This window comes from Pseudomonas sp. UMAB-40, from assembly GCF_900095275.1.
GTDB lineage: Bacteria > Pseudomonadota > Gammaproteobacteria > Pseudomonadales > Pseudomonadaceae > Aquipseudomonas > Aquipseudomonas mandelii_B.
In genome coordinates, this window is sequence record NZ_LT607559.1 from 23,136 (window position 1) to 47,240 (window position 24,105).

Here is a 24,105-nt window from a genome sequence, read left to right on the forward strand (position 1 = left end):
TGTGTCGAACTTCGAAGACAAGGACCTGCTCAAGCGCATGCCGCTGAAGATTGGCGAGCACACGGCGCCTTATGGGTCGTTCTTCAAGAAGATCGAATACCTGACGGACAACAAAGGGCTGATTTACTGGGGCAAGATCAAGGAGATCAAGGATTACACCCAGAGCTTTCGCATCGATTTCGAACAGAAGGTCTGGTTCAAGCAGGCGGATGAGGCGAAGAAGAAGCCGTATTCGGTCAACGTTTACCTGAGCAAGAAGCTGATCGAGAACTACCGCAAGCGCAAAGCGTTTCTGGAAGAGATCAAGCATGCCATCGACAGTGAGGCCGAGTTGTATTGCTTCTTTTATGGCGTCACGCCGGAGTTGAAGCAGGTGCCGAGCAAGAAAAACCCCGAACAGACGTTCGGGGTGTTCAGTGCGAATATTGAGAACCTGGATCACTTTATTATTCGTGAGGCGCCGGGGTTCAAGGGTTAAAAAACCGGGCTGCGGCGTTATCACCACAGCTCATTGCGCTTCGAGTTTAAGCTGCCTTTCGAACGCCCATATTTCCCGTTTTACTTCCATACGCCGCTCACGGGCTGCCTGAACCGTAGACTCATCCAGGCCGCCATAACGGCGCAACCAATGAACGATCATTTCCTCATCGGGGTAGTAATTGTCCTTGTGCACTTTGCTACTTCGTGGGGCGTCGTTCATATCGCCATCGAAGCGCGCGGCCGAGAACTCGTCCGAGGGCAACGTTCCCCATTCAGCGGCGTAATCCTCAAATACCCAGGAAATTTCATTGAGGTGTTTTTGCGCACCGCGATGACCGCGTTTGTAAAACACGTACTCACCGCAACTTTTCAGGAAACGCTCCATCATCGGCTCGTCATCGATCCAGCGAAGGATGTCGTGCTGCCCCGCATGGCGCATCAGCCCGTTTATCCAACGCTCGGCAAAACGATGAACAAAACCGTCGATATCCGCTTTTTTCGCGTCCGCGAAAATCATGCAATAACGGGTTTGCACGTGGATGACGAACAACACGTGTTTGCGTTGCACGGTGATGGCGTGGACCAGCCACTGTTCGGCGGATTGGACTGGCTCATCGTCCTCGATAACGGGCGATGGTGGTTTCTCCACTGGGCTGATTTTCTTGCCCTTGTGGACGCGACTGAAAAAGTTGCTGGCAGCTTCGGTGCAATTGAAGATCAACATCCCTAGTCCTGTGATTAATACTGCGTGTGATGGTCAGTCCCCTCGCACGGACATGACATCCTCCCGCGAAAAATGATGTCAGCGCAAAAATTCATTCTTGCGAAAAAAACTGCGGATACCAACCCTGAAATAGAGCGGTGATTTAGCTGGCCCACATACTCAGCATCACCAAAACCAGCAAACCGATATACACCCGCGCATGTGTTCGATCCGGTATCCGCCCGATCCAAGGCGTGGCCAACCGAATCCCCACCAACGATCCCATCGTCAACACCGCAAACGCCATCAGATCCACATACCCGATAAACCAAGCTTCCAGATCAAACTCGGTAACCCCCGCCATCGCCATGTAAGTCAGCGTCCCGACCAACGCCACCGGCAGGCTTAGCGGATTGGCCATGGACGTCGCTTGACTCATGCTCAATCCGCATCGACGCAATAACGGCACGGTCATGACACTGCCACCCACGCCGAGAAACGTCGCGATCGCGCCGATTCCTACGCCACCGCCAGACACTTCCGCCCTCCCCAATCGTCGTGGGATTGCGGTGTCGGATGCTGTCAGAAAACCGCGTCGGAACAGGCAATCGACGATGGTCACGCCCAGGTACGCGATGAAGGCATAACGAATCACCTCGCCACTCACCCACATCGCGGCGACCGCTCCGACGATTGCGCCCAGGCCGATGAACCCGCCCAGCGGCCACAGATAATGACGAATGAGATTACCGGCGCGACGGTGTTTGCCGGTGGCGATGAATGCGTTAACGATCATTACGCAGGTCGAAGTCGCCACGGCAATGTGCATTGCCGATTGGCTGACGGGGTCATCGGCACCATGGCTAGCCATGAGCATGCGATAGAGCAATGGCACCACAACGAAGCCGCCGCCGAAACCGAACAGCACCGCAGTGACGCCAGTCACGCACCCGAAAAATGCCAGCAGGAGATAGAACATCACGCGTCGTCCATTGATTGAGAGCGGTCGACAATAGAACGATGCGCCTTGGCCTGCTTCAGCAAGTCAGCCAATAATGTTCGCGTTTACGCCAACTGCTGGAAACCGCTCAATGCGCAATGTTTCGATCAATCTGCTGGATGACACGCCCCGCTCGGTGGTGGCGGTCGGTACGGATTATTCCCACGGCCATGTGTTGCCCCGTCATACGCATCGGCGAGCACAACTGCTGTACGGCGCGACGGGGGTGATGCAGGTCAGCACGCACGACGGCAATTGGGTGGTGCCGCCGCAGCGGGCGGTGTGGATTCCGGCGGGGGTGGCGCATGAGGTGCTGATGCTGGGGGTGAGCACGCGCAGTTTGTATATCGAACCCGGGGTGGTTGATCTGGGGGATCGTTGCCAGGTGATCAGTGTGTCGCCGTTGATGCGGCACTTGTTGATGGAGGCGGTGGAGATCCCGCTGGCGTATGACGAGGCCGGGCGCGATAGCGCGCTGATCGACTTGCTGCTGCATGAACTGGCGCGCAGTGCTCACTTGCCGTTGCACATTCCTTTACCGGTCGACGCGCGATTGCTGGGGTTGTGCCAAGGCTTTTTGCAGCGGCCGGATGCGCATCAATCGCCGCAGCAATGGGCCGATCATTTGCACATCAGCTTGCGCACGTTCAATCGGCTGTTCCGCCAGCAGACTGGCCTGAGTTTCAGCCAATGGCGCCAGCGGGCCTGTGTGGTGCTGGCCCTGGCGCGGTTGGCGGCGGGTACGCCGGTGACGCGTATTGCGCTGGATTTCGGTTATGACAGCCCGGCAGCATTCTCGACGATGTTTCGCCGCGTATTGGGACAGGCACCGTCCGTCTGGATGGAGGGGGCGACATAGCAAAAATCAAAAAATGAGTTTGATCCGGGCGCAAAACAACTGTACAAAACAACAGTACTTTTTGGATTAGCACTCTCGAGCCCGGAGAACACCATGGCCTCTCTTGCGATGAAAATCACCCTGGAACGTATCGCCCTTTTCCAATTCACCCCGGCCCACTGTGCCCAGGCCCGAGCGATGCTGGGTTGGAGCGTGGAAGAGCTCTCGCAGGAGTCCGGTGTCTCCGTGGACGCCATTGTTCGATTTGAGGATGAACGCGATGTGCTGGATGTCACCCGGCTGGCGTTGGCGTATCGGTTTGAATCCGAAGGCCTGGTGTTCTTCCCGGGATTTGCGCCGGGTCGGGGGATGAATGTGAGAGGGTCGACGCCTGATCCGGTGGGTCGGGCGGACTACGCGATGGTTGAGTGAGGAGTCAGCAGATGAATGGAATCAATGAATGCGACAGGCGCGGTGATCCGTCTTCGGGTGCTGCCGATGTGGGTGAGATGAGGGCCAAGGCCGAATACCTCATGAAGATAGGCATGCTGCTCGACACCGGTCAGTTGGGCAAGGTGGAAGCGGCGCAAAGGCTTGGGCTGTCAGCGGGGGAAATGGATGAAATTCTCGACGGAAACGTTCGCGACCTGACGGTGGCGAAGATCGCGGGCCGCTCCATGGCGAGCGGCCCGACGGCAGAGGATCAGGCGTTCTGAGTGGCAACCTGATCGCTTTCATTTTCCAGTCCGGACCACCAGGTTCTTCCCCGCTGCGGATACATGACGTTGAACGCCTCGCCCATTTGCGGCGTGGTGATCGACACATTGCGTTCCCAGGCCAATGCGAGAATCCGGTCGAAGGGCTCGAACCAGGCGTGCATCGACAAATCGAAGGTGCCGTTGTGAATCGGCAGTAACCAGCGCCCTTTGAGGTCGATGTGCGCTTGCAGGGTTTCCTCAGGCTGCATGTGAATGTGCGGCCACTCGACGTTGTAGGCGCCCGTTTCCATGAGGGTCAGGTCGAACGGGCCGTGCTGTTCGCCGATGCGTTTGAAGCCATCGAAATAGCCGCTGTCGCCGCTGAAGAAGATCCGCGTGTCGCCATCGATCATCACCCACGAGGCCCAGAGCGTGCTGTTGCCATCGAACAGACCGCGCCCGGAAAAGTGCTGCGACGGTGTGGCGATGAACTGGATGCCATGCACTTCCGTGCCCTGCCACCAATCGAGTTGGCGCACTTTGCTGGCATCGACGCCCCACTTGATCAGGGTGTCGCCCACGCCCAGTGGGGTCAGGAAGTAGTTGGCCTTATCCGCGAGTTTGAGCACCGTTTGATAATCAAGGTGGTCGTAGTGGTCGTGGGACAGGATCACCGCTTCAATCGGCGGCAGTTCTTCGAGGCTGATCGGTGGCTGGTGAAAACGCTTGGGGCCGGCCCACTGCACGGGTGAAGCGCGCTCGGCGAAGACCGGGTCGGTGATCCAGAATTTGTCCCGCAGTTTCAGCAGTACGGTGGAGTGGCCGAGGCGATAGACGCTGTGGTTGGGGGCCGCAATCAACGCGGCCTGGGTCAGGGCTTGCACCGGGACGGACGCCGTCGGGCGAGTGTTGCGCGGTTTGTGGAAAATCATGTTCCACATGATGCGCAGCATCTTTCGAAAGCCTTCACGTTGCACAGGCACATGATTTTGGAACAGCCCTTGTGCCTGACGGGAAGCTTCAGGCGTGGAGGCATTGTCCGCAGGGGAAATTGAATTGGCCATGACTGAGTGACTCCAGAAAACCGCAAAGCGGTATTTCACGGTGGGACGATAATTGGCCAAAGCACGCACGCATCAGCCGAAGATTCTATTGTTCACTGTGCAGGATTAACGAAACATTACACTGCACAGTGTAGTTTCTAGGTTGCATCAAAGCCGATCACAAGTAAACTGCCGAGTGTAATTCTTCTCTGCCCACTGCCGAAGCGTACTTATGACAGCTCCACAGCGCCTCACCGACCGAAAACGCGAAGCGATCATCCAGGCGGCGATTGCCGAATTCCGTGCCAACGGTTTCGACATCACCAGCATGGACAAGATCGCCGCCACTGCTGGCGTGTCGAAGCGCACGGTGTACAACCACTTCCCCAGCAAGGAAGAATTGTTCGCCGAAATCCTCAATCAACTGTGGGCGCGGGTGACGGCAGAGCAGGAAACGTCCTACCGCCCTGACCTGCCCCTGCGCGAGCAAATGCGCCTGATGTTGCAGGCGAAATTGCAGATGCTGGGCGATGACAATTTTCTCGACCTGGCGCGGGTGGCGATTGCTGCCACCATCCATTCTCCCGAGCGCGCGCAGAACATGGTGGCCCGAATGGGTGAGCGTGAAGAGGGTCTGACTGTGTGGATTCGCGCCGCCCAGGCGGACGGTCGATTGAAACCGGTCGACCCCGAATTTGCCGCGCAGCAGATCCAGGGAATGCTCAAATCCTTTGCGTTCTGGCCGCAGATTTCCATGGGGCTCCCGGCGCTGTCAGACGAAATGCAAAGCACCGTGGTGGAGTCGGCGCTGGACATGTTCCTGGCCTGTTATCAGCGCTGAATCGAGCTGCCATAAATGACAATCTCTGCCGAAAGATCAATCACGGGACGCGCTGAATAAACCGCAGCAATGTGTTTCAGAATGAAACTGGCGCTGGGGCTATAGTGAGCGTCAGTCCCAGCGCCATGCAGAGAGCATCATGACCACCCCGACCCACGAAACCAAACCCGCCGCTGCCGTCGATCACCTGCGCTTCCACCGCGCCCACGCTCACTTGGCGCCGACGTTCGGCAACGACAAATTTGCCCTGCGCGCCGAGGCCTTTGCACGGTTTTTCGGTACACCGACCTTTTTGGGCGCCCAGACGCTGATTGTGGTGCTCTGGGTCTGCCTCAATGTCTTTGGCGTGACCCACTTCGACGTTTACCCGTTCATCCTGCTCAACCTGGCGTTCAGCCTGCAATCGGCTTACGCCGCGCCCCTGATTCTGCTGGCCCAGACCCGTCAGGCCGCGCGGGACAAAGCCCAGTCCGACGCCGACGCCCTGCACCGCGAATCCCTCGCCGTGGCCAACAGCGAACGCCAGGCACAAGCGGCGCAGAACACCGCGCAACTGCTGGCGTTGCTTGAGCAAAACACCCGGCTCACCGAAATGACCAAGACCCTGACCGAACGCATCGAGAACCTGACCTCGGAAATGCATCAGCATTTAGTGAAAGATCATCCGAAGGATTAGCACCCGGTCACGGCAATCGAAGCGCCCGCCCCAACTCATCAAACAAGGTCACCACCGAACGCAACGCGCGGCAGTCCGGACGTGTCAGCAACCATAGGGCGGTGTCGTAGCCGTGCAACGGGCCGGTCAGCGGTTGCAGTTGGTCTCCGATCAAAAAGTCCGGCAACGCCGCGACGCCCAGCCCGGCACGCACCAACTCGGTCACCGACAACATGCTGTTGCAGCGATAACCGGGCGTGACGCCGGGCAATTGCTGGCGCCGCCACGCAACGGTGGGGTGGTCGGGTAGAAAGTCATCTGGCGCGATCCAGGTCAGCGAGGCCAGGTCTTCAGGATCGACCGATTTCAGGTACGCCGCGCTGGCACAGACCCGATAGGAAATATCCGCCAGTCGTCGGCCAACCAGATGCCCGGGCGGTGTGCGAGTCAGACGCAAGGCGATGTCGGCATCGCGGCGGCTGAGGTTGGCGAAGTCGTTGGAGGTGCTCAGTTCGAGGGTCAGCGCCGGGTAGGACGGCATGAACTGCGCCAGCGCCGGCAGCAGCAACCCTTGCAGAACGGAGTCGGTACAGGTCAGCCGCACCGTGCCGCTGATGACTTCACCGCCCTGCTCCACCCCAATGCGTGCCGCGTCCAGCGCTTGTTCCGCACGCTCGGCTTGCTCGGCCAGGGTCTGGGCGAGCGTGGTCGGCAGGTAACCGGCACGGCTTTTTTCGAACAGTTGCTGACCCAGCGCGGATTCCAGTCGGCGAACCGCGCGAAACACCGTCGACACGTCGACTTTCAACAGCGCCGATGCCCGGGCCAGAGAGCCGCCGCGCACCAAGGCGAGAATCAGCGCCAGGTCTGGGTAGTCGAGTCGATAGTGCGTCGCTGCATTGATCACTTGGGATAACGCCAATATTGAATGCGTGAACGCCAATCTATAGTGGGTGCCAGGAATCAACAAGCGTCGAGATCACTCATGGAAACCACCGCCATTCGCATCGCCCTGATCGGTGACTACGACCCACAGGTCACCGCCCACCAAGCCATTCCCGTGGCGCTCGGCATGGCTGCCGAACAGCTGAACGTGGAGGTGCAATTTCAGTGGCTGGCCACCGATCACATCAACGCCGCCACCCCGTTACACCACTTCGACGGTTTCTGGTGCGTGCCCGCCAGCCCTTACCGCGACATGGACGGCGCGTTGCGGGCGATCCGTTTTGCCCGAGAACAGCAGCGACCGTTCCTCGGCACCTGCGGCGGTTTTCAACACGCGGTGCTTGAGTTCGCCCGAAACGTGTTGGGTTGGGAAGACGCCGAACACGGCGAAACCCATCCCGATGCAGCACGCACGTTACTCACGCCGCTGACCTGTTCATTGGTGGAAGCAACGGACAACATTCATCTGGTCAAAGGCTCGTTGATCGCCAATGTGTACGAAAGCGCTGAGATCGTTGAGGGATACCGCTGCCGCTATGGCGTGAATCCGGCGTTCGAGCGTGAGTTATTGACCCAACAGTTGTGCGCCGTTGGCCATGACTCGACCGGCGACTTGCGGGCGGTGGAGCTCCAGGGTCATCCGTTTTTCGTCGCCACCCTGTTCCAACCCGAACGCGCCGCGCTCAAGGGCACGCTACCGCCGCTGGCACGGGCGTTGGTTGAAGCCTGCAAGCGGCAACAGCCATGATTGCCGATACGCCATCAGCGCCGTACTACGCGGTGATTTTTACCTCTCTGCGCACCGACGGCGATCAAGGCTACGCCGAGGCCGCCGAACGCATGGTGGAACTGGCCCGTGAGCAGCCGGGGTTTCTCGGTGTTGAGTCGGCTCGGGGCGAAGATGGGGTGGGGATTACGGTGTCGTACTGGGCCAGCGAGGCAGCGATTCTGGCGTGGAAACATCATCCTGAGCACAGTGAGATTCGTGATCGGGGGCGGTCGACGTGGTATTCGGCGTGTCATACGCGGGTGTGCAAGGTTGAGCGCGACTATCGGTTTCAGCAGTAACAGTTGTGCTGCCCTTTATGCCGCCCTCGCAGGCAAGCCAGCTCCCACGGGTTTTGTGTACGACACATAACCTGTGGGAGCGGGCTTGCCCGCGATAAGGCCAGCACAAACACCACAAAAGCCTCAGCCCTGAACAAGACTCCGCACCGCCGAAATCTCCGGCACTTCCCGCCGATTCATGTACACCCGCAACGGCTCGGTCACATTGATCCGGTCATCGATATTCTGGTCCAGCAACAATTGAATCAACTCACGCTTGAGCGTCATGGCCTGTTGCGGTCCCGATACCCAGACAAATTCACTGGTGGGAATAATCCCGTCATCCGCCACGTCCATGCCAAACGAGTCTTCGCTGAAACGCACAATGTAGTGGCCGGTCTTGCGATTGAGGCCGACGAAGCCTTTGAGTTGGTCGGCGGCCTGGCAGATAAGCTCGGAAGTGATGCGCATATAAACCTCACAAAAGGTCGTTAACGACCGGTGAACGATGGTTTACACGCAAGGACAAGCAATCGGATTTCCCTCTGCCGGGGAAACGCCGGGGCCAAGAGTACTGCAAAGAACTGCACAAAAGCGCTGAAAAAATCTGCTTTAAACACGTTTATGTCGGTCTGGCGATAGCGCTGGCGGCGCTCAGTTGTTAAAAGAGACGTCTTTGAAAACTCAACGCGAAAGGACCTCGAACATGCCTGTTACCTTCACCAAAAGCGCCCTGCTGCTGAGCATGCTGCTGGGCTTCGGCCAGGCACAGGCCGCCAACGAGCCCAGCCCGACGGCTCTGGCAACCCGTTTGGGCATCCCGCACCCGGCGGTGATCGCCCACCGTGGCGCGTCCTACGATGCACCGGAATCCACCGCCGCGTCTTATAAACTGGCCCGTGACCTGGGCGCCGACTACCTGGAACTGGACCTGCAACGCAGCAAGGACGGCGTGCTGTTCGCCCTGCACGACAACAACCTGCAACGCACCACCGACGTTGCCACCAAATTCCCCGATCGCAAGGACAGCCCGGCCAACGCATTCACCCTCGCCGAACTGAAAACCCTGGATGCCGGTAGCTGGTTCAACGCCGCATACCCGGATCGCGCACGTCCTTCCTTCGTCGGCCTGAAGATCCTGACCCTCGACGAAATCATCGACATCGCCCAGGGCAATCCACTGCACAAGCCCGGCCTGTACATCGAGACCAAAGAGCCAAAGCAATTCCCCGGCCTCGAGCGCGACCTCAAGGATAAATTGCAGGATCGCGGCTGGCTAAGCCCGGCCGGTTCCAAACTGGCGAAAAGCAATCTGGCGGTCGGCCAGGGCAAAGGCAAAGTCGTGCTGCAAACCTTCGAGAAGAGCAGCCTCGAACTGCTCGAGAAGGAAATGCCGCAAGTGCCGAAGATCCTGCTGTTATGGGTTGGCGAAGGCAGTATCGAGCCGAAATCCAAAGTGACGTTTGCCGAGTCCGGCGACAAGGACAAGGCCACTTACTACGCCAAACAGGAACCGAAAGACAAAGCCGAGTTCCAGCAATGGGTCGAGTACGCCAAGGCCCAGGGTGCGATCGGCACCGGTCCTTCGGCCGCGTTGACCAAGGGTGGCGATCAGAGCTATTCGGACCTGGTGAAACCGTGGATGAACCAGTACACCCACGATCAAGGCCTGCTGGTGCACGTCTACACCATCGACGAAGCGGTTGATTACCAGAAAGTCATGGACGCCGGCGTGGATGGCATCTTCACCAACCGCGCCAGCGAATTGCTGAAGTTCTACAAACGCCCGGCGGCGGGCACCGTTGGGCAGTTGCTGCAGAACAATGGGTATTGATCGGTAGCTGACACGACACCGCGTCGATTTCTTCGCGGGCAAGCCTCGCTCCCACAGAATTTTTGGATGCCGACATTTTTGTGGCAACCCCGGAACCTGCAGGAGCGAGGCTTGTCCGCGAAATCTTCCAAACGACACGGTCTTTGGAATTAAGGGTGAATTAAGTTGCCACAGTTAATCTGGACTCACTTAAACAGATCACCCCAAGGAAAGAACCTCATGAAAACCCTGACTGCCCTGTTCACTGCTGCTGCCCTGACCCTCACCGCTGGCCTGGCTCAGGCTGACGTTCGCGTCGACCAGATCCCTGAGCTGGTCAAGAGCGGCAAGATCAAGCCACTGGAAGAAATGAACCAGGCGGCGCTGAAACTGCACCCGGGTGCGACCATCACCGACACCGACCTGGACAACCACTTCAACAACTACGAGTACGAAGTGGAACTGAAAACCGCTGACGGCAAAGAATTCGACGTGGACTTCGATGCCACCACCGGCAAAGTCCTGAGCGACAAACAAGACACCTGATACCCGTATAAAACAAAGCCGCACGATCTTCGGATCGTGCGGCTTTTTTGCATGCCGCATTCACGCAATCAACACGCGCCATTACGGCACCAGCCCGCTAGAATCCCTCAACGGTGATTACGCAGAGATTGATTGATATGGGGCAAACAGCGGCAGCAGACATTGCCACAATCGGTCGGATCAGCGCGGTGCCGGCGATTCTCCAGGTGATCCGTGAACTGACGGGGCTGCGTTTCGCCGCAGTGGCCCGCGTCACCGAAGACTCGTGGACCGCTTGCGCCGTACTCGATCAACTGGACTTCGGTTTGCAGGTCGGCGGCGAGCTGGATGTGGTCACGACCCTGTGCCACGAAATTCGCCAGGCGCATCATTCGGTGGTAATCGACAACGCCAGTGAAGACCCGCTCTACCGCGATCACCACACGCCTCGCCTCTATCAATTCGAAAGCTACATTGCCGTGCCGATCTTCCGCACCGACGGGCGTTTTTTCGGCACCATCTGCGCCCTTGATCCCAATCCTGCGCCGCTCAAGTCCAGCACGATCCAGAGCACCATGGAATCCTTTGCGCGGATGCTGGCGCTGCAGATCGAGGCCGAAGAAAACCTGCAAAAAACCGAAGCGGCACTGATCGCGGAACGCAAGAACACCGAGCTGCGCGAACAGTTCATCGCCGTGCTCGGCCATGACCTGCGCAACCCGTTGTTCGCCATCAGCGCCGGCGCCGAAATGCTCTTGCGCAAACTCCCCGACCCGGCCAATCAGCAAAGGGCCCGGCACATCCTCACCAGCGCCCGGCGTGCGACCAGGCTGGTCGATGACGTACTGGATTTCGCTCGTGGTTCGTTGGGCAGTGGCATTCCGGTGAACATCGCACCGTGCCCGGACCTGGGCGACGCCTTGCGGCACGTGATTTCAGAAGTCCAGAACATCTATCCCCAACGCACCCTCCACACCACCATCGGCGACCTGCACGGCATTCAGTGCGATCGCGAGCGGGTCGCGCAGTTGCTTTCCAATCTGGTGGCGAACGCCGTTGCCCATGGCGATCCCGAGGGCTCGGTAGACGTCAGCGCGCAGATCAAGGATGGGCAATTCGTGCTGAGCGTAAAAAATCAGGGGCAAATCGCCGAGGAAGCATTGCCCCATCTGTTTCGCCCTTACTCGCGACCGGCCAGCGGAACACCGCAGACCGGGCTCGGGTTGGGGTTGTACATCGCCAGTCAGATTGCGCAGTCCCATGGTGGGAAGCTGAACGTCGTCTCCACCGAGCAACTGGGCACGACGTTTACCTTTAGCCTTCCCGTACAGATTTAAGCAGGACCGAGATCGACTGCGTACCGACTCGGGCCTACAGCCCCTGCCATCAAGCGCTCAGACGCGCCGTCACTTCATTCAACTGCCCCGACAACCCATGCAAATTACGGCCGGCCGCTTCGGTGCGCTGCACGTTGTCCAGGTTGGTGCTGGCAATGCTGGTGATTTCAGTCAGGTTGCGTGAGATGTCCTCGGCCACCGAGGTCTGTTCTTCGGCGGCGGTGGCGATCTGGCGGTTCATGTCGCGGATGGCTTCCACGGCATGGGTGATCCGCTCCAGCATGGCGCCAGCCTGGGTCACTTGCTCGACGCTTTCTTCGCTGCGCGACTGGCCGCTTTCAATCGCCTGAGCCGCGTCCACCGCACCGGTTTGCACGGTCTGGATGATCTGGTTGATCTCGATGATCGACGCCGCCGTGCGCTGGGCCAGGCTGCGCACTTCATCGGCCACCACCGCAAAACCGCGTCCGGCTTCACCGGCACGGGCCGCTTCGATCGCCGCGTTGAGCGCCAGCAGGTTGGTTTGTTCGGCGATGCCGCGAATCACTTCCAGCACCTTGCCAATGCGTCCGCTGTCGGTTTCCAGCTGGCGAATGACCGTGGCGGTATTGGCGATTTCGCCGCGCATCCGGGTGATGGTGTGAATGGTGCCCTGCATGACTTTTTCGCCGTGCTGGGCGGACTGGTCGGCATCGTCGGCGGCACGTGCCGCATCGGCGGCGTGACGGGCGACTTCCTGGGCGGTGGCCGACATTTCGTTCATCGCCGTGGCCACCTGATCGGTGCGGTTGAACTGCTCGTTGGTGCCACTGGCCATGAGGCCGGCGATCGAATTCAATTCACCGCTGGCGCTGTCCAGGTCCTTGGCGCTGCGCTGCAAACGGCTGAAGGTTTCGGCGAGGAAATCACGCAAGGTGTTGGCCGCGATCGCCAACTTGCCCAGCTCATCCTGACGGGTGCTGGCCACGCGGTCGGCAAACTTGCCCTGGCTGAGTTGCGCGACGTAGTCGATCAGTTTGCGGATCGGTTCAACCAGGTTGCGGTTGACCAGCCACAGGCTCAACAGGCCGATCAACAGACCCGAGGCGAGCATCACAATGATCCCCAGCAACACCGTGCGATCGGCATCGGCGCTGATCTGCTTCGATTGCTCGGCCCCCTGCTTGCGCAATTCGCTGACCAATTCGGTCATCTGTTCGCTGGCGGCACGGTCGACACCTTTGACCGCAGCGTCGCCAGCCGTTGGGTCGGCGCCGGCCGCCACATAGGCATCACGGCCCTTTTGATAGGCAGCGCCCAGCAGACGGTGTTCGTCACGCAGGCGTTCGATGCGGGTTTTCAGTTGCGGCTCGATACCTTTTTGCCCGGCGAGCTCACCGAGAATGCCCTGCACATCGCGCTGACGGTCCTCGAACTGCTTCCAGTATTTGTCCAGGTCGGCCGGTTGCTTGCCACGCAGCAGGACGTTTTTCCATTCCTGTACCTGCACCTTGAATTGCAGGTTGGCTTCGTCGATCAACTGCGAGGTGTGCAACGGGCCTTCGATCAGGTTCGCGTAGCTCTGAACACCGCTGGACAGAAAGTGAAAGCAAGCCAGCGCGATCAGCAACATCGCCAACAGACTGCCGCTCAGCAACGCGAGGATTTGTGCTCTCAGGGATTTTTGCAGCATCGAGTAATACTCATGACAGGGGTGAGACACGCCGTAACCAAGCGTGAAAGGTGTCCGGACTTCCCTGTCTGCGACGTCGGCGGCTGGCCGAGGGCGCGCAACTTAACCTAAGCGTGATCGGCGTGCCAGAGCGGTTCTTGAGATGTATCCGACCACCGGCAACGCAATCGTTTGCGGTCACTTTTTCGTCACAAAATCGTCATCCAGGCTTGCGATGATGCGGCTCAAGTGAACCCAGCCGTCACCCTGCTACATCGAGCGATTGCCCCTCTTGCGAGCCCTCATGAACCACAGCATCGACCAAAGCCATCGCGACCCGGACCTGTTTGGTCTGCTCTACGGTTTCAGTTTTCGCCCCGGTGAGCGTGGTCGGGAGATCGACTCGGCCAAGGCGTTGCAATGCCTGCAACAACCGGACGACAGCGATGAATTTCTGTGGCTTCACCTGAACCTCGCGCATGCCGCGTGCGAGCGCTGGATGAAAAGCCATCTGGAACTGCCGGACGAATTTTTCGAAGCGTTGCACGAAGGGTCTCGATCCACGCGCATCGAACATGTGGATTCGGCGTTGCTGGCCGTGGTCAACGATGTGGTGTTCAACCTCAGCAGCATGGTGTCGTCGGATGTGTCGACGCTCTGGGTCTGTGCCCGCAGTCGGCTGATCATCAGCGCCCGCCTGCAACCGCTGCACTCGGTGGACAAGCTGCGGTCCTCGGTGAAGGCCGGTGAGTGCTTTCGTTCACCGCTGGAATTGCTCGTGCATTTGCTGCGCGATCAGGGCGAGGTGCTGACCCAGATCGTGCGCAAGACCAGCCTCAGTGTCGATCAGATCGAAGATGAGTTGCTGTCATCACGGCTGTCGACCAACCGTGCAGAACTGGGTGCCAATCGCCGGGTGCTGGTGCGTCTGCAACGGTTGCTGGCGCTGGAGCCGGGTTCGTTGTTGCGACTTCTCAACCGGCCGCCGCAGTGGTTGCAGAAGGAGGACGTGAAGGAGCTGCGCAAGTCCACCGAGGAGTTTGCGCTGATCATCAACGACCTCACGGCGCTGGGTGAGCGGATCAAGCTGTTGCAAGAAGAGATCGCGGCCAACCTGAACGAGCAGAGCAACCGCACGCTGTTCACCCTGACGGTGGTGACGGTGCTGGCGCTGCCGATCAACATCATTGCCGGTTTTTTTGGCATGAACGTGGGTGGGGTGCCATTGTCGGGGGATCCAGAGGGGTTCTGGATTCTGGTGGCGCTGGTCGCGACGTTTACCGTGATTGCGGGGCGTTGGGCGTTTCGCAAGCGCCAGGATTATTGATCCTCAAAACGCCATCAAACCCCTGTGGCGAGCCTCAAAACCGAAGTGAATTCTGATTAACGGATCAGCAAACAACCCAAACCCTGACCCAAGGCAGTCTCTCTGTAACATTTGGCAACGATCATGACGGACACTCCTTCCTTCCTCAGGATTGTCCTTCATGGCTACGCCCTCCTACACCGCCGAAACCCAGGCTCCCGCCCGTAGCGCCAGGCCCCAATTCGATAAAAAACCCAGCCTGTTCACCCTCGTGGTGTTTTTCGGGGTGCTGGCCAGCGGGCTGTTGTTCACCGCTTACAGCCTGATGCACGACATGAACGAACTCGGCACGGTGGTCACCACCTGGACGCCGTTTCTGCTGTTGGGCGTGGCGCTGTTGATCGCACTGGGTTTTGAATTCGTCAACGGTTTCCACGACACCGCCAACGCCGTGGCCACGGTGATTTACACCAACTCGATGCCGCCGAACTTCGCGGTGGCCTGGTCCGGGTTCTTCAACTTCCTGGGGGTGCTGCTGTCGAGTGGCGCAGTGGCGTTCGGCATCATCGCCCTGCTGCCGGTGGAGTTGATTCTGCAAGTCGGTTCCTCCGCCGGTTTCGCGATGATCTTCGCCTTGTTGATCGCGGCGATCCTGTGGAACCTCGGCACGTGGTGGCTGGGCTTGCCCGCCTCGTCGTCGCACACCTTGATCGGTTCGATCATCGGCGTCGGCGTGGCCAATGCCCTGATGCACGGCCACGACGGCACCAGCGGCGTGGACTGGGCGCAGGCGACCAAGATCGGTTACGCGCTGCTCTTGTCGCCGCTGGTCGGCTTCGGCTTTGCCGCGCTGTTGTTGCTGGCTTTGCGTGCATTCGTCAAGAACCGCGCACTGTACAAGGCACCGGTCGGCAACACGCCACCGCCGTGGTGGATTCGCGGCATGTTGATTGTGACCTGCACCGGGGTCTCGTTCGCCCACGGTTCCAACGACGGACAGAAAGGCATGGGCCTGATCATGCTGATTCTGGTCGGCACCCTGCCGATGGCCTATGCGCTGAACCGCACCATGCCGGCCGACCAGGCGCTGCAGTTCGCCGCCGTCGCCGAAGTCACCCAGCAAGCGCTGGTGAAAAGCGCGCCGATGCCGGCCCCGGCCGATCCGCGCCCGGTGCTCTCCGAATACGTGCGCAGCAAGGAAGCCACACCGCAACTGATCCCGGCCCTTGCTGCCCTCACGGGCAGCATCGGCGCAGAGGTCAAGGGTTACGGCTCGTTGTCCAAAGTGCCGGCCGAGGCCGTGGGCAACGTGCGTAACGACATGTACCTGACCAGCGAAACCATTCGCCTGATGGACAAGAACAAAGTCGGCCACTTCGACGCCGACACCAGCGGCAAGCTGCAACTGTTCAAGCAACAGATCGATAACTCGACGCGCTTTATTCCGCTGTGGGTGAAGATCGCCGTGGCGATTGCGCTCGGGCTGGGCACCATGGTCGGCTGGAAGCGCATCGTGGTGACGGTCGGCGAGAAGATCGGCAAGACTCACCTGACCTACGCCCAGGGCGCCTCGGCGGAAACCGTGGCCATGCTGACCATCGGCGCGGCGGATATGTTCGGTTTGCCGGTGTCGACCACTCACGTGTTGTCCTCGGGGGTGGCCGGGAGCATGGTCGCCAACGGCGGCGGCTTGCAGATGAAGACCATCCGCAACCTGCTGATGGCCTGGGTGCTGACCTTGCCGGCGGCGATTCTGTTGTCGGGCAGCCTGTATTGGTTGTTTACCCAACTCTTCTAGCCCCACCACATACCCCTGTGGGAGCGTGGCTTGCCCGCGAAGAACGATGACGCGGTCTTGCCGAATGACCGCGTTATCGTTCTTCGCGGGCAAGCCACGCTCCCACAGGGATTTTTTTGTCCGGAGAAGGCATTTCGTCGCAAATTCAGGCGTTTGCCTTTTTATTGATCCACCACCCGCCGGATTGCACTTCAGTTTGCTAACGTGTGGCCGACTCTTAAGAGACTCGATGCATTCAGGAGTGGAATCGTGAATCTGTACATCAATCAGCTTCAACACAAAGCTGACTTCAAAGAAGCCATCTACGCCGGCGACATCTTCCTGAACACCCAGCTGCGCGCCGCCAAAGAGCTGTGCGCGTTCGCCCAGGAAAGCATCACCGCCGCCTTCGACGGTGAGACCAACCACAAGGCCCTGCACACGCTGATGCCGGTGGAAGAATTCGTGGTACTGGTGACGCGCCTCAAGGGCCAATTCACCAACAGCCAGCGCGCCAAGGACCTGATCCTGTCGTTTATCGACGAGATCGGCGTCGACCCGCACGAATACATTTTCGACGTGCCGCGCATTCGCGTGGTGCCGAACTATGACTACCTGCACGCCGGTGTCAGCTATGCCTACAAACCGCATCGCGACACGTGGTACGGCAGCGTCGATTGCCAGATCAACACCTGGATGCCGGTGCACACCATCAGCCCCGACCAGACCATGATGATCAACGCCGGTTACTTCGACGTGCCGGTGAAGAACACCTCCAGCGAATGGAGCCTCAACGACTGGATCAGCAACCAGCGGCATAAGGCCAAGGACAACCTCAAAGAGGAAGTCCGCGTGCACCCGGTGCCGATGGAAGCGATCAACACCGCGTCGGAAGTGCGCATCGCCGGCAATACCGGTGAAATGCTGATCTTCTCCGGCTCGCACCTGCACGGCACGGTCGCCAACCACACCAATCAAACCCGCTTCAGCGTGGACTTCCGCCTGATGCACCTCGACGACCTCAAGCACAAGCGCGGCGCGATCAACGTCGACAGCGCCTGTCCTGATGTCGGCGCCGGTTTCAAAGACTATTTCCACGCCCACGACTTCTCGAATTTCCAAGGAATCCAGCAATGACCAAGCGTCGCATCACGCCTGCCGAGGCCCAGTACAACGAAACCCGTGCCAACGTTCTGAAACGGGTCGATGCCGAGTACGTGGCCGACGCACCGTTCGTCTTCGCCAACCGCATCGGCGTGACCGCTGCGCTGTCGCGCATGGAACTGTTCAAGAAAGTCGCTGAAGTACCGGGCGCGATCATCGAGTGCGGCGTGTACAAGGGCAACTCGCTGATGCTGTACATGCACTTGTCGATGATTCTCGAGCCTTACGCGATCAACCGTTCGATCGTGGGCTTCGACACCTTCGAAGGCTTCCAGAGCATCGACAAGAAAGAAGACCCGGCCGACGTCAACGAGACCATGTTCTCCGACACCGACCAGTCGCTGATCCAGGATATGATCGACGCCAACGACCTGCTGCGCCCGGTTAACCGCATCCCGCGTTGCGAACTGGTCAAGGGCGACATCGTCAAGACCGTGCCTGAGTGGGTCAAGACCCGTCCGGACCTGGTCGTGGCCATGTTGATCCTCGACACCGACCTGTACGAATCGACCAAAGTCGCGCTGGAAACCTTCCTGCCGTACATGCCAAAAGGCGCGATCGTGGTCTTGGACGAAGTCGCTTACCGCAACTTCCCGGGCGAAACCAAAGCCCTGCGTGAAGTGCTGGACCTGAACAAGATCGAGCTCAAACGCCTGCCGTTTGATAGCTGCGTAGGTTATTTCCACGTCTAACGCATAACACGCCCCTGTAGGAGCCGGCTTGCTGGCGATCCAGACAACACGGTGAAACAGACACACCGCGTTGCCTGGATCGCCAGCAAATCGGCTCCTACACGGATCGCGTTAAGTTGTGGACTGTATGACGTTTGCCAGCCAGTCCATGAACGCCCTCACCCGCAGCGGCAAATGCCGTTGCCGGGCGTAGAGCAGCGAGACCTCCATCGACGGTGCGCTGAACTGCGGTAACACCGCCACCAGATCACCGCTATCCAAATGCGACTGCATGCCCTTGACCGGCGCCTGAATCAGACCAAATCCCCCCAGGCACGCCGCTTCATAGGCGTCGGTGCTGTTCACAGTGACGCTGCCCGCCATCGGCAATCGATGCAACATGTCGTCCACCTCGTACAAAAAACCCTCCGAGCGCGAACCCAGTACGCCGACGTAATGGACCAGTCGATGGTGTGCCAGATCCTCAAGACTTTCCGGCACGCCAAAGCGCTGCAAGTAGGCGGGACTGGCGCAATTGACCATCGCAAAATCACACACGCGGCGAGCGACCACCGATTGATCCGGCTGCGCACCGACCCTCACGACGCAATCAAAGCCTTCCCGCTGCAAATCGACCCGACGATCAGTGGTACTGATTTCCAGTTCGAGGTTGGGGTGCAGCGCCATGAATTCCGGCAAGCGCGGCAGCACCATCTGGCGGCCCAAAAAGTTCGGCATGTCAAAGCGAATCCGCCCGGTGAGCGACGCCGCATCCTGACGAAACAGCCCTTCAATTTCATCCATGTGCGACAACAAATCCCTGCTGCGCTCGTACAGCACCAGGCCGTCCTGCGTTGCCTGAACCCGGCGCGTAGTGCGTTGCAACAAGCGCGTCCCCAACAACGCTTCCAACGCCTGAACGTGTTCCGAAACGGTCGACCGGGGCACGCCCAGACTTTCGCCCGCCAAGGTAAAACTCGACATCTCGCTGACACGAACGAAGGTGCGCAGCAGTTCCAGCTTGTTCATGGGCGGCCCCTCTATTGTTCGGTTTAACCGACCAGTGATTCCAGTTTCAGTCTGTTTATCACCATACGCCGGATAAATAAACTTCCTCCACACCGTCACTCACCACCCTTGAGGAAGTCCCATGAACACTAAAATCGCACTGATCACTGGCGCCAGCCGCGGCCTCGGCAAAAACGCAGCCCTGCATCTGGCCGCCCAAGGCGTCGACATTATCGGCACCTACAACAGCAAGGCCGATGAGGCGCAGGCACTGGTCGCCGACATCGAACGCCTCGGCGCTCGGGCGGTGATGCTGCAACTCGATGTGAGCCAAAGCGAACATTTCGAAGCGTTCGCCACCCAGGTCGCCGACGTGTTGCACAGCCGTTTTGATCGCCAGCACTTCGACTTTTTGCTCAACAATGCCGGCATCGGCCTGACCGCGAACTTCGTCGACACCACTGTCGCCCAATTCGATCTGCTGATGAACATCCACCTGAAAGGGCCATTCTTCCTCACCCAGAACCTGCTGCCGCTGATGGCGGACGGTGGGCGCATCCTCAACGTGTCCAGCGGTCTGACCCGTTTCAGCTTGCCGGGTTACGGCGCTTACGCGGCGATGAAAGGCGCGATGGAAGTGCTGACCCGTTACCAGGCCAAGGAACTGGGTGCCCGCGGCATTTCTGTGAACACCCTGGCACCGGGCGCCATCGAAACCGATTTCGGCGGTGGCACGGTGCGTGATAACAGCGACGTGAACAGCTACGTCGCCAGCAATACCGCGTTGGGTCGGGTGGGTCAGCCGGATGACATCGGCGCTGCGATTGCATTGCTGCTGGCACCGGGTAGCCAGTGGATCAATGGCCAGCGCGTTGAAGCGTCGGGCGGGATGTTTTTGTAACTCGAACTTGTGGCGAGGGGGCTTGCCCCCTCGCCACAAAAACAACAGCGATCAACTGACTGCGCGAGGCATCAGGACGCGCTCGCGCACCACGTCATACGCCCAGTGATAAACGTAGGTGTATGGCAGGAAAAACAGCAACACGCCAATGTCCAGCAGGAACGCCTGCCACAGGCTGACGTTCAGCCACCAGGCAATCAGCGGCACCCCCATCGCCACCAGCCCGCCTTCGAACAGCAGCGCATGGACAACCCGTACCCAGGCGTTATGGACGATTCCATAGCGTTTGAGCAAGCGATCGAACAGACCGTTGAAGACCACGTTCCAACCCAGAGCAAGCGCGGCAATCACAACGGTGACAGCGCCCATTTCAATCATCGGTTTGTCCATGATCCACGCCAGTAGCGGCGTACAGATCAGGATGGCCAGCACTTCGAAACCGATGGCCTGGAAAATACGTTCAGTAATGGATTTGTTGACGCTCATGATCGGGACTCCCTGAGTGACTGTGGTTGCCATGATCCGGTCTCACGCCGATACTTCATAATCAATAACCATCGATCAAGGCGATAGTTCATGGCCTCTCAGGAAGTGTTGCAAGCGTTTGTCCAGGCGGCGACGCAAGGCTCGTTTTCTGCGGCAGCGCGCAAGCTGGGACGCAGTCAGTCGACTATCAGTGCAGCGGTCGCGAGCCTTGAAATCGATCTGAACCTGGTCCTGTTCGACCGCAGCAGCCGCAAGCCGAGCCTGACCCCGGCCGGGCACGTGATGCTGCAGCGGGCCGAGGAGATCCTGGCCGCCACCAGCCGCCTGGAAATGACTGCAAGCCAACTGTCCCAAGGGGTTGAGCCGAAGCTGACGGTGGCGATTTCCGACACCTATCAGTCCGACCGTTTCGAAGCGGCGCTGAGTGCGTTCGATCAGCGTTATCCGGACCTTGAACTCGAATGCCTGATCGCTGAATGCGATGACCTGGTGGCGCTGGTGCAAAGCGGTCGGGCGCATGTGGCCTTCGCCGAAAAACAGGACAGTTACCCGCCGGACCTGGTCAGCTCGACCGTGGAGGAGCGGACGGAGATTGCCCTGTTTGTGGCCCGCGAGCATCCATTGGCGGCGCTGGACCTCGTCGATCAAGACGTGTTGCAACAGCATCGGGAGTTGCGTCTGGCGACGATCGTCAATCCGTATGAAAGCCGTGCGAAGGGCCGCGTCTGGTCGGCGCCGAGTTACCTGATGCTGCTGGAAATGGCCCAGGGCGGGTTTGGCTGGGCACCGTTGCCGCGATGGTTGGTGGAGCGGTTTGGCCCGGGGACATTGCAGGAACTGGACGTTCGGGGCTGGCCGAAACCGGTGTTTGTCGATGCCTTGTGGTCGCGGCTGCATCCGCCGGGGCCGGCGGGCAGTTGGTTGCTCGGCAAGATGCTGGAATGAAGGTCATTCAGCCCTTATCGCGAGCAAGCCACGCTCCCACAGGTTCTGCGCCAACCCTGTGAGAGCGGGCTTGCCCGCGATGGGGCCAGCAGGCTTACATCACTTCAACGCCTTGATCCGCGCCTCGATAAACCGCCGCTCCGGCACCTGCTGCGTCAACGCCAGCGCCCGCTCATACGCCACCCGCGCCTCTTCACTCCTTCCCAACTGCCGACAAAAATCCGCCCGCGCCGAATGCGCCAAGTGGTAGTCCAGCAAATCCCCCCGCTCCAGAATCCCGTCAACCAACACCAACCCCGCCAACGGCCCGTCTCGCCTGGAGATCGCCGCTGCACGGTTCAATTCGATCACTGGCGAGGGCACCGCCGCCAGCAGCACGTCATACAACCCCACAATCTGCTGCCAGTCGGTCTCCCCCGCCGTGGGCGCTTCGGCGTGCACCGCCGCAATCGCGGCTTGCAGGCAATAAGGCCCGAACCGCCCGGTGGTCAGCGCCGCTTCCACCAGCGCACAACCCTCGGCAATCATCCCGGCATCCCACAACGAGCGGTCCTGTTCATCCAGCACAATCAACTCACCGCTCGCCGACGTCCGGGCCGGGCGTCGTGATTCATGCAACAGCATCAATGCCAGCAGCCCCATCACTTCCGATTCCGGCAGCAACTCCATCAACAACCGCCCGAGCCGGATCGCTTCGCGTGTCAGGTCCTCGCGGGTCAGTTCGGCACCGACAGAGGCCGAGTAACCTTCGTTGAACACCAGGTAAATCACCCTGAGCACACTGTCGAGACGCTCGGGCAGTTCCGCCAGTGTCGGCACTTGATAAGGGATTTTGGCGTCACGGATTTTCGCTTTGGCGCGCACGATGCGCTGGGCGATGGTCGCCGGTGCCGAGAGAAAGGCGCGGGCGATTTCTTCCGTGGTCAGGTCGCACACTTCGCGCAGGGTCAACGGCACCTGGGCGTCCGACGCGAGGGCCGGGTGACAACAGGTGAAGATCAGCCGCAAGCGATCATCTTCCACGTCTTCCTCACTCCAGTCGGCCTGCTCCAGCTCCTCCAGTTGAGCGATCAACATCGGCCGGGACGCGGCAAAGCGCGCGCGCCGACGCAACACATCAATGGCCTTGAAGCGCCCGGTGGACACCAGCCAGGTGCGCGGGTTGTCCGGCACGCCGTCACGCTGCCAACGCTCGACCGCGACGAAAAACGCCTCGTGCAAGGCCTCTTCGGCGAGGTCGAAATCGCCGAGCAAGCGGATCAGCGTCGCCAGAATCCGCCGCGAGTCCTCGCGGTAGACCTGCTCGACCCGAGCCGTGACCGACGCATCAGTCATCAGTCCGGCATGCCTTCAGTCACCAGCGTCACCAACCTATCAAGGCTTTGTCCCCAGCCATCGTAAAACCCCATGGCCTCATGGGCCTGGCGGTCTTCTTCGGACCAGTGCATGGCCCGGGCGGTGTAGAGGGTTTTGCCGTCCCTGTCTTCGAGGGTCACTTCGGCCGACATGAAGGGTTTGCCCGAAGGAATCCAGCCGGGAATAAACGCGTCGGTGAACACCAGTCGCTCAGGCGCGACGATCTCGAGGAAGACCCCCATGGTCGGATACTCAGTCCCGTCCGGCGCGCGCATCAGGGTGCGAAACTGGCCGCCGACCCACAGGTCCATTTCGCATTCCGGCGTGGTCATGCCATGCGGCCCCCACCACTGAACGAGCAGGGCCGGCTCGGTCCAGGCGCGGAAGAGCTTGCGGCGCGGCGCGTCGACCAGACGACTGATGGACAGCTCGAATTCGGCAGGCTGATGTTTATAAGGTTGCGGACTCATGCAGGTCTCCTGTCTTGTGATTGTTATTCAGGGATTCAACTGGCGAACGGGACGCACCTCGACGCTGCCGACCCGGGCCGCCGGGATATTGCCGGCGACCTGGATTGCTTCGTTGAGGTCTTTGGCGTCGATCAGGTAGAAGCCGGCCAGTTGCTCCTTGGTTTCGGCGAACGGACCGTCGGTGATCGACAGCTTGCCGTTGCGCATACGCACCGTGGTCGCGGTCTGCACCGACTCCAGCGCCTCGGCCGCGATCATCCGGCCGCTGCCCTGAATCGCCTCGGCGTAGGCCATGCACTCGGCGTCATGAGGGCTGTCGGGCAGCGAGTGCAACGCCTGTTCGTTGCTGTAGACCAGGCATAGATACTTCATGTGGGCTCTCCCGGATCGAACTGATCAACTATGGCTGCTGATTGGCATTTTCGCGCTGCTTCCCGATAAACAG

27 protein-coding genes and 1 pseudogene are annotated in these 24,105 nt (G+C 59.7%); 17 read left to right on the top strand and 11 right to left on the bottom strand.

Annotated features, from left to right (window positions below; all coding sequences use genetic code 11):
* A pseudogene (locus K0F88_RS32385) lies at positions 1–478 on the top strand (hypothetical protein); the annotation flags it as partial.
* 30 nt (positions 479–508) lie between these two features.
* Here K0F88_RS32385 and K0F88_RS13950 read toward each other — a convergent pair.
* Complete coding sequence (locus K0F88_RS13950) at positions 509–1,204, bottom strand: hypothetical protein (RefSeq protein WP_219095425.1); 696 nt, start codon at positions 1,202–1,204, stop codon at positions 509–511.
* A 142-nt stretch (positions 1,205–1,346) separates the two neighbouring features.
* Positions 1,347–2,162, bottom strand: coding sequence for a sulfite exporter TauE/SafE family protein (locus tag K0F88_RS13955; protein ID WP_094471091.1), 816 nt, complete (start codon positions 2,160–2,162; stop codon positions 1,347–1,349).
* A 112-nt stretch (positions 2,163–2,274) separates the two neighbouring features.
* Between K0F88_RS13955 and K0F88_RS13960 the strand changes: the two genes are divergently transcribed.
* From K0F88_RS13960 to K0F88_RS13970, 3 genes are all read left to right on the top strand, one after another.
* Positions 2,275–3,042: a helix-turn-helix transcriptional regulator gene (locus tag K0F88_RS13960; protein WP_094471090.1), complete on the top strand. Its 768-nt coding sequence runs from the start codon at positions 2,275–2,277 to the stop codon at positions 3,040–3,042.
* Between the two features lie 93 nt (positions 3,043–3,135).
* Positions 3,136–3,453, top strand: coding sequence for a helix-turn-helix transcriptional regulator (locus tag K0F88_RS13965; RefSeq protein WP_094471089.1), 318 nt, complete (start codon positions 3,136–3,138; stop codon positions 3,451–3,453).
* 11 nt (positions 3,454–3,464) lie between these two features.
* Positions 3,465–3,737 carry an XRE family transcriptional regulator gene (locus tag K0F88_RS13970; RefSeq protein WP_141213502.1) on the top strand — a complete coding sequence of 91 codons (273 nt, stop codon included), beginning with the start codon at positions 3,465–3,467 and terminating at the stop codon, positions 3,735–3,737.
* Here the strand turns inward: K0F88_RS13970 and K0F88_RS13975 are convergent.
* Entirely contained in the window at positions 3,725–4,783 is a 1,059-nt protein-coding gene (locus tag K0F88_RS13975) for an MBL fold metallo-hydrolase (RefSeq protein WP_219095426.1), read from the bottom strand. The genes K0F88_RS13970 and K0F88_RS13975 overlap by 13 nt on opposite strands.
* A gap of 211 nt (positions 4,784–4,994) precedes the next feature.
* Between K0F88_RS13975 and K0F88_RS13980 the strand changes: the two genes are divergently transcribed.
* Positions 4,995–5,603, top strand: coding sequence for a TetR/AcrR family transcriptional regulator (locus tag K0F88_RS13980; RefSeq protein ID WP_094471087.1), 609 nt, complete (start codon positions 4,995–4,997; stop codon positions 5,601–5,603).
* Positions 5,604–5,742: 139 nt separating this feature from the next.
* Positions 5,743–6,279 (top strand): DUF1003 domain-containing protein, encoded by a 537-nt coding sequence (locus K0F88_RS13985; protein ID WP_219095427.1) that lies wholly within the window; start codon positions 5,743–5,745, stop codon positions 6,277–6,279.
* A 7-nt stretch (positions 6,280–6,286) separates the two neighbouring features.
* Here the strand turns inward: K0F88_RS13985 and K0F88_RS13990 are convergent, their stop codons facing one another.
* Positions 6,287–7,228 carry a LysR family transcriptional regulator gene (locus K0F88_RS13990; RefSeq protein WP_219095428.1) on the bottom strand — a complete coding sequence of 314 codons (942 nt, stop codon included), beginning with the start codon at positions 7,226–7,228 and terminating at the stop codon, positions 6,287–6,289.
* 15 nt (positions 7,229–7,243) lie between these two features.
* Here K0F88_RS13990 and K0F88_RS13995 point away from each other — a divergent pair, with 15 nt between their 5' ends.
* Both K0F88_RS13995 and K0F88_RS14000 read left to right on the top strand, forming a co-directional pair.
* On the top strand, positions 7,244–7,951 hold the full coding sequence (locus K0F88_RS13995) for a CTP synthase (protein ID WP_094471084.1): 708 nt from the start codon (positions 7,244–7,246) through the stop codon (positions 7,949–7,951).
* Positions 7,948–8,271 carry an antibiotic biosynthesis monooxygenase gene (locus K0F88_RS14000; protein WP_094471083.1) on the top strand — a complete coding sequence of 108 codons (324 nt, stop codon included), beginning with the start codon at positions 7,948–7,950 and terminating at the stop codon, positions 8,269–8,271. Before K0F88_RS13995 ends, K0F88_RS14000 begins: the two co-directional genes overlap by 4 nt.
* 123 nt (positions 8,272–8,394) lie before the next feature.
* On the opposite strand, the gene K0F88_RS14005 is transcribed toward K0F88_RS14000, so the two are convergent.
* The gene (locus K0F88_RS14005) at positions 8,395–8,721 is read right to left on the bottom strand and encodes a DUF2025 family protein (protein ID WP_219095429.1); all 327 of its coding nucleotides are present in this window, start codon (positions 8,719–8,721) and stop codon (positions 8,395–8,397) included.
* 235 nt (positions 8,722–8,956) lie between these two features.
* Between K0F88_RS14005 and K0F88_RS14010 the strand changes: the two genes are divergently transcribed.
* From K0F88_RS14010 to K0F88_RS14020, 3 genes are all read left to right on the top strand, one after another.
* Positions 8,957–10,084: a glycerophosphodiester phosphodiesterase gene (locus K0F88_RS14010; RefSeq protein WP_219095430.1), complete on the top strand. Its 1,128-nt coding sequence runs from the start codon at positions 8,957–8,959 to the stop codon at positions 10,082–10,084.
* 219 nt (positions 10,085–10,303) lie between these two features.
* Positions 10,304–10,609, top strand: a complete 306-nt coding sequence (locus K0F88_RS14015) for a PepSY domain-containing protein (protein ID WP_010457288.1) — start codon at positions 10,304–10,306, stop codon at positions 10,607–10,609.
* A gap of 137 nt (positions 10,610–10,746) precedes the next feature.
* Positions 10,747–11,925: a GAF domain-containing sensor histidine kinase gene (locus K0F88_RS14020; RefSeq protein WP_094471080.1), complete on the top strand. Its 1,179-nt coding sequence runs from the start codon at positions 10,747–10,749 to the stop codon at positions 11,923–11,925.
* A 49-nt stretch (positions 11,926–11,974) separates the two neighbouring features.
* Here the strand turns inward: K0F88_RS14020 and K0F88_RS14025 are convergent, their stop codons facing one another.
* Positions 11,975–13,597, bottom strand: coding sequence for a methyl-accepting chemotaxis protein (locus tag K0F88_RS14025; RefSeq protein WP_219095431.1), 1,623 nt, complete (start codon positions 13,595–13,597; stop codon positions 11,975–11,977).
* A gap of 283 nt (positions 13,598–13,880) precedes the next feature.
* On the opposite strand from K0F88_RS14025, the gene K0F88_RS14030 reads away from it, so the two are divergent.
* From K0F88_RS14030 to K0F88_RS14045, 4 genes are all read left to right on the top strand, one after another.
* The gene (locus K0F88_RS14030) at positions 13,881–14,903 is read left to right on the top strand and encodes a transporter (protein WP_219095432.1); all 1,023 of its coding nucleotides are present in this window, start codon (positions 13,881–13,883) and stop codon (positions 14,901–14,903) included.
* A gap of 160 nt (positions 14,904–15,063) precedes the next feature.
* Positions 15,064–16,680 (top strand): inorganic phosphate transporter, encoded by a 1,617-nt coding sequence (locus K0F88_RS14035; RefSeq protein ID WP_219095433.1) that lies wholly within the window; start codon positions 15,064–15,066, stop codon positions 16,678–16,680.
* Between the two features lie 249 nt (positions 16,681–16,929).
* Positions 16,930–17,796 carry a hypothetical protein gene (locus tag K0F88_RS14040; RefSeq protein ID WP_219095434.1) on the top strand — a complete coding sequence of 289 codons (867 nt, stop codon included), beginning with the start codon at positions 16,930–16,932 and terminating at the stop codon, positions 17,794–17,796.
* A complete protein-coding gene (locus K0F88_RS14045; protein ID WP_046031989.1) occupies positions 17,793–18,515 on the top strand; it encodes a TylF/MycF/NovP-related O-methyltransferase in 723 nt (240 codons plus the stop codon). The genes K0F88_RS14040 and K0F88_RS14045 overlap by 4 nt, the downstream gene beginning before the upstream one ends.
* Before the next feature lie 111 nt (positions 18,516–18,626).
* On the opposite strand, the gene K0F88_RS14050 is transcribed toward K0F88_RS14045, so the two are convergent.
* Positions 18,627–19,523 (bottom strand): LysR family transcriptional regulator, encoded by an 897-nt coding sequence (locus K0F88_RS14050; RefSeq protein ID WP_094471075.1) that lies wholly within the window; start codon positions 19,521–19,523, stop codon positions 18,627–18,629.
* Between the two features lie 121 nt (positions 19,524–19,644).
* Between K0F88_RS14050 and K0F88_RS14055 the strand changes: the two genes are divergently transcribed.
* A complete protein-coding gene (locus K0F88_RS14055) occupies positions 19,645–20,403 on the top strand; it encodes an SDR family NAD(P)-dependent oxidoreductase (RefSeq protein WP_094471074.1) in 759 nt (252 codons plus the stop codon).
* A gap of 51 nt (positions 20,404–20,454) precedes the next feature.
* Here K0F88_RS14055 and K0F88_RS14060 read toward each other — a convergent pair whose 3' ends face one another.
* The gene (locus K0F88_RS14060; protein ID WP_094471073.1) at positions 20,455–20,889 is read right to left on the bottom strand and encodes a multidrug/biocide efflux PACE transporter; all 435 of its coding nucleotides are present in this window, start codon (positions 20,887–20,889) and stop codon (positions 20,455–20,457) included.
* Between the two features lie 90 nt (positions 20,890–20,979).
* Between K0F88_RS14060 and K0F88_RS14065 the strand changes: the two genes are divergently transcribed.
* Positions 20,980–21,834, top strand: coding sequence for a LysR family transcriptional regulator (locus tag K0F88_RS14065; protein ID WP_094471072.1), 855 nt, complete (start codon positions 20,980–20,982; stop codon positions 21,832–21,834).
* A 99-nt stretch (positions 21,835–21,933) separates the two neighbouring features.
* Here the strand turns inward: K0F88_RS14065 and K0F88_RS14070 are convergent, their stop codons facing one another.
* The 3 genes from K0F88_RS14070 to K0F88_RS14080 are packed head-to-tail and all read right to left on the bottom strand — an operon-like array spanning position 21,934 to position 24,032.
* Entirely contained in the window at positions 21,934–23,169 is a 1,236-nt protein-coding gene (locus K0F88_RS14070; RefSeq protein ID WP_219095435.1) for an RNA polymerase sigma factor, read from the bottom strand.
* On the bottom strand, positions 23,169–23,660 hold the full coding sequence (locus K0F88_RS14075; protein ID WP_094471070.1) for an SRPBCC family protein: 492 nt from the start codon (positions 23,658–23,660) through the stop codon (positions 23,169–23,171). Before K0F88_RS14075 ends, K0F88_RS14070 begins: the two co-directional genes overlap by 1 nt.
* Positions 23,661–23,687: 27 nt before the next feature.
* On the bottom strand, positions 23,688–24,032 hold the full coding sequence (locus tag K0F88_RS14080) for a YciI family protein (protein ID WP_219095436.1): 345 nt from the start codon (positions 24,030–24,032) through the stop codon (positions 23,688–23,690).
* Positions 24,033–24,105: the final 73 nt, after the last annotated feature.

Excerpts from the sequence above, each read along its gene's own strand:
- K0F88_RS13950 (WP_219095425.1), bottom strand. The coding sequence starts at position 1,204 with ATGTTGATCTTCAATTGCACCGAAGCTGCCAGCAACTTTTTCAGTCGC.
- K0F88_RS13955 (WP_094471091.1), bottom strand. The coding sequence starts at position 2,162 with ATGTTCTATCTCCTGCTGGCATTTTTCGGGTGCGTGACTGGCGTCACT.
- K0F88_RS13960 (WP_094471090.1), top strand. The coding sequence starts at position 2,275 with ATGCGCAATGTTTCGATCAATCTGCTGGATGACACGCCCCGCTCGGTG.
- K0F88_RS13965 (WP_094471089.1), top strand. The coding sequence starts at position 3,136 with ATGGCCTCTCTTGCGATGAAAATCACCCTGGAACGTATCGCCCTTTTC.
- K0F88_RS13970 (WP_141213502.1), top strand. The coding sequence starts at position 3,465 with ATGAATGGAATCAATGAATGCGACAGGCGCGGTGATCCGTCTTCGGGT.
- K0F88_RS13975 (WP_219095426.1), bottom strand. The coding sequence starts at position 4,783 with ATGGCCAATTCAATTTCCCCTGCGGACAATGCCTCCACGCCTGAAGCT.
- K0F88_RS13980 (WP_094471087.1), top strand. The coding sequence starts at position 4,995 with ATGACAGCTCCACAGCGCCTCACCGACCGAAAACGCGAAGCGATCATC.
- K0F88_RS13985 (WP_219095427.1), top strand. The coding sequence starts at position 5,743 with ATGACCACCCCGACCCACGAAACCAAACCCGCCGCTGCCGTCGATCAC.
- K0F88_RS13995 (WP_094471084.1), top strand. The coding sequence starts at position 7,244 with ATGGAAACCACCGCCATTCGCATCGCCCTGATCGGTGACTACGACCCA.
- K0F88_RS14000 (WP_094471083.1), top strand. The coding sequence starts at position 7,948 with ATGATTGCCGATACGCCATCAGCGCCGTACTACGCGGTGATTTTTACC.
- K0F88_RS14005 (WP_219095429.1), bottom strand. The coding sequence starts at position 8,721 with ATGCGCATCACTTCCGAGCTTATCTGCCAGGCCGCCGACCAACTCAAA.
- K0F88_RS14010 (WP_219095430.1), top strand. The coding sequence starts at position 8,957 with ATGCCTGTTACCTTCACCAAAAGCGCCCTGCTGCTGAGCATGCTGCTG.
- K0F88_RS14015 (WP_010457288.1), top strand. The coding sequence starts at position 10,304 with ATGAAAACCCTGACTGCCCTGTTCACTGCTGCTGCCCTGACCCTCACC.
- K0F88_RS14020 (WP_094471080.1), top strand. The coding sequence starts at position 10,747 with ATGGGGCAAACAGCGGCAGCAGACATTGCCACAATCGGTCGGATCAGC.
- K0F88_RS14025 (WP_219095431.1), bottom strand. The coding sequence starts at position 13,597 with ATGCTGCAAAAATCCCTGAGAGCACAAATCCTCGCGTTGCTGAGCGGC.
- K0F88_RS14030 (WP_219095432.1), top strand. The coding sequence starts at position 13,881 with ATGAACCACAGCATCGACCAAAGCCATCGCGACCCGGACCTGTTTGGT.
- K0F88_RS14035 (WP_219095433.1), top strand. The coding sequence starts at position 15,064 with ATGGCTACGCCCTCCTACACCGCCGAAACCCAGGCTCCCGCCCGTAGC.
- K0F88_RS14045 (WP_046031989.1), top strand. The coding sequence starts at position 17,793 with ATGACCAAGCGTCGCATCACGCCTGCCGAGGCCCAGTACAACGAAACC.
- K0F88_RS14050 (WP_094471075.1), bottom strand. The coding sequence starts at position 19,523 with ATGAACAAGCTGGAACTGCTGCGCACCTTCGTTCGTGTCAGCGAGATG.
- K0F88_RS14055 (WP_094471074.1), top strand. The coding sequence starts at position 19,645 with ATGAACACTAAAATCGCACTGATCACTGGCGCCAGCCGCGGCCTCGGC.
- K0F88_RS14060 (WP_094471073.1), bottom strand. The coding sequence starts at position 20,889 with ATGAGCGTCAACAAATCCATTACTGAACGTATTTTCCAGGCCATCGGT.
- K0F88_RS14065 (WP_094471072.1), top strand. The coding sequence starts at position 20,980 with ATGGCCTCTCAGGAAGTGTTGCAAGCGTTTGTCCAGGCGGCGACGCAA.
- K0F88_RS14070 (WP_219095435.1), bottom strand. The coding sequence starts at position 23,169 with ATGACTGATGCGTCGGTCACGGCTCGGGTCGAGCAGGTCTACCGCGAG.
- K0F88_RS14075 (WP_094471070.1), bottom strand. The coding sequence starts at position 23,660 with ATGAGTCCGCAACCTTATAAACATCAGCCTGCCGAATTCGAGCTGTCC.
- K0F88_RS14080 (WP_219095436.1), bottom strand. The coding sequence starts at position 24,032 with ATGAAGTATCTATGCCTGGTCTACAGCAACGAACAGGCGTTGCACTCG.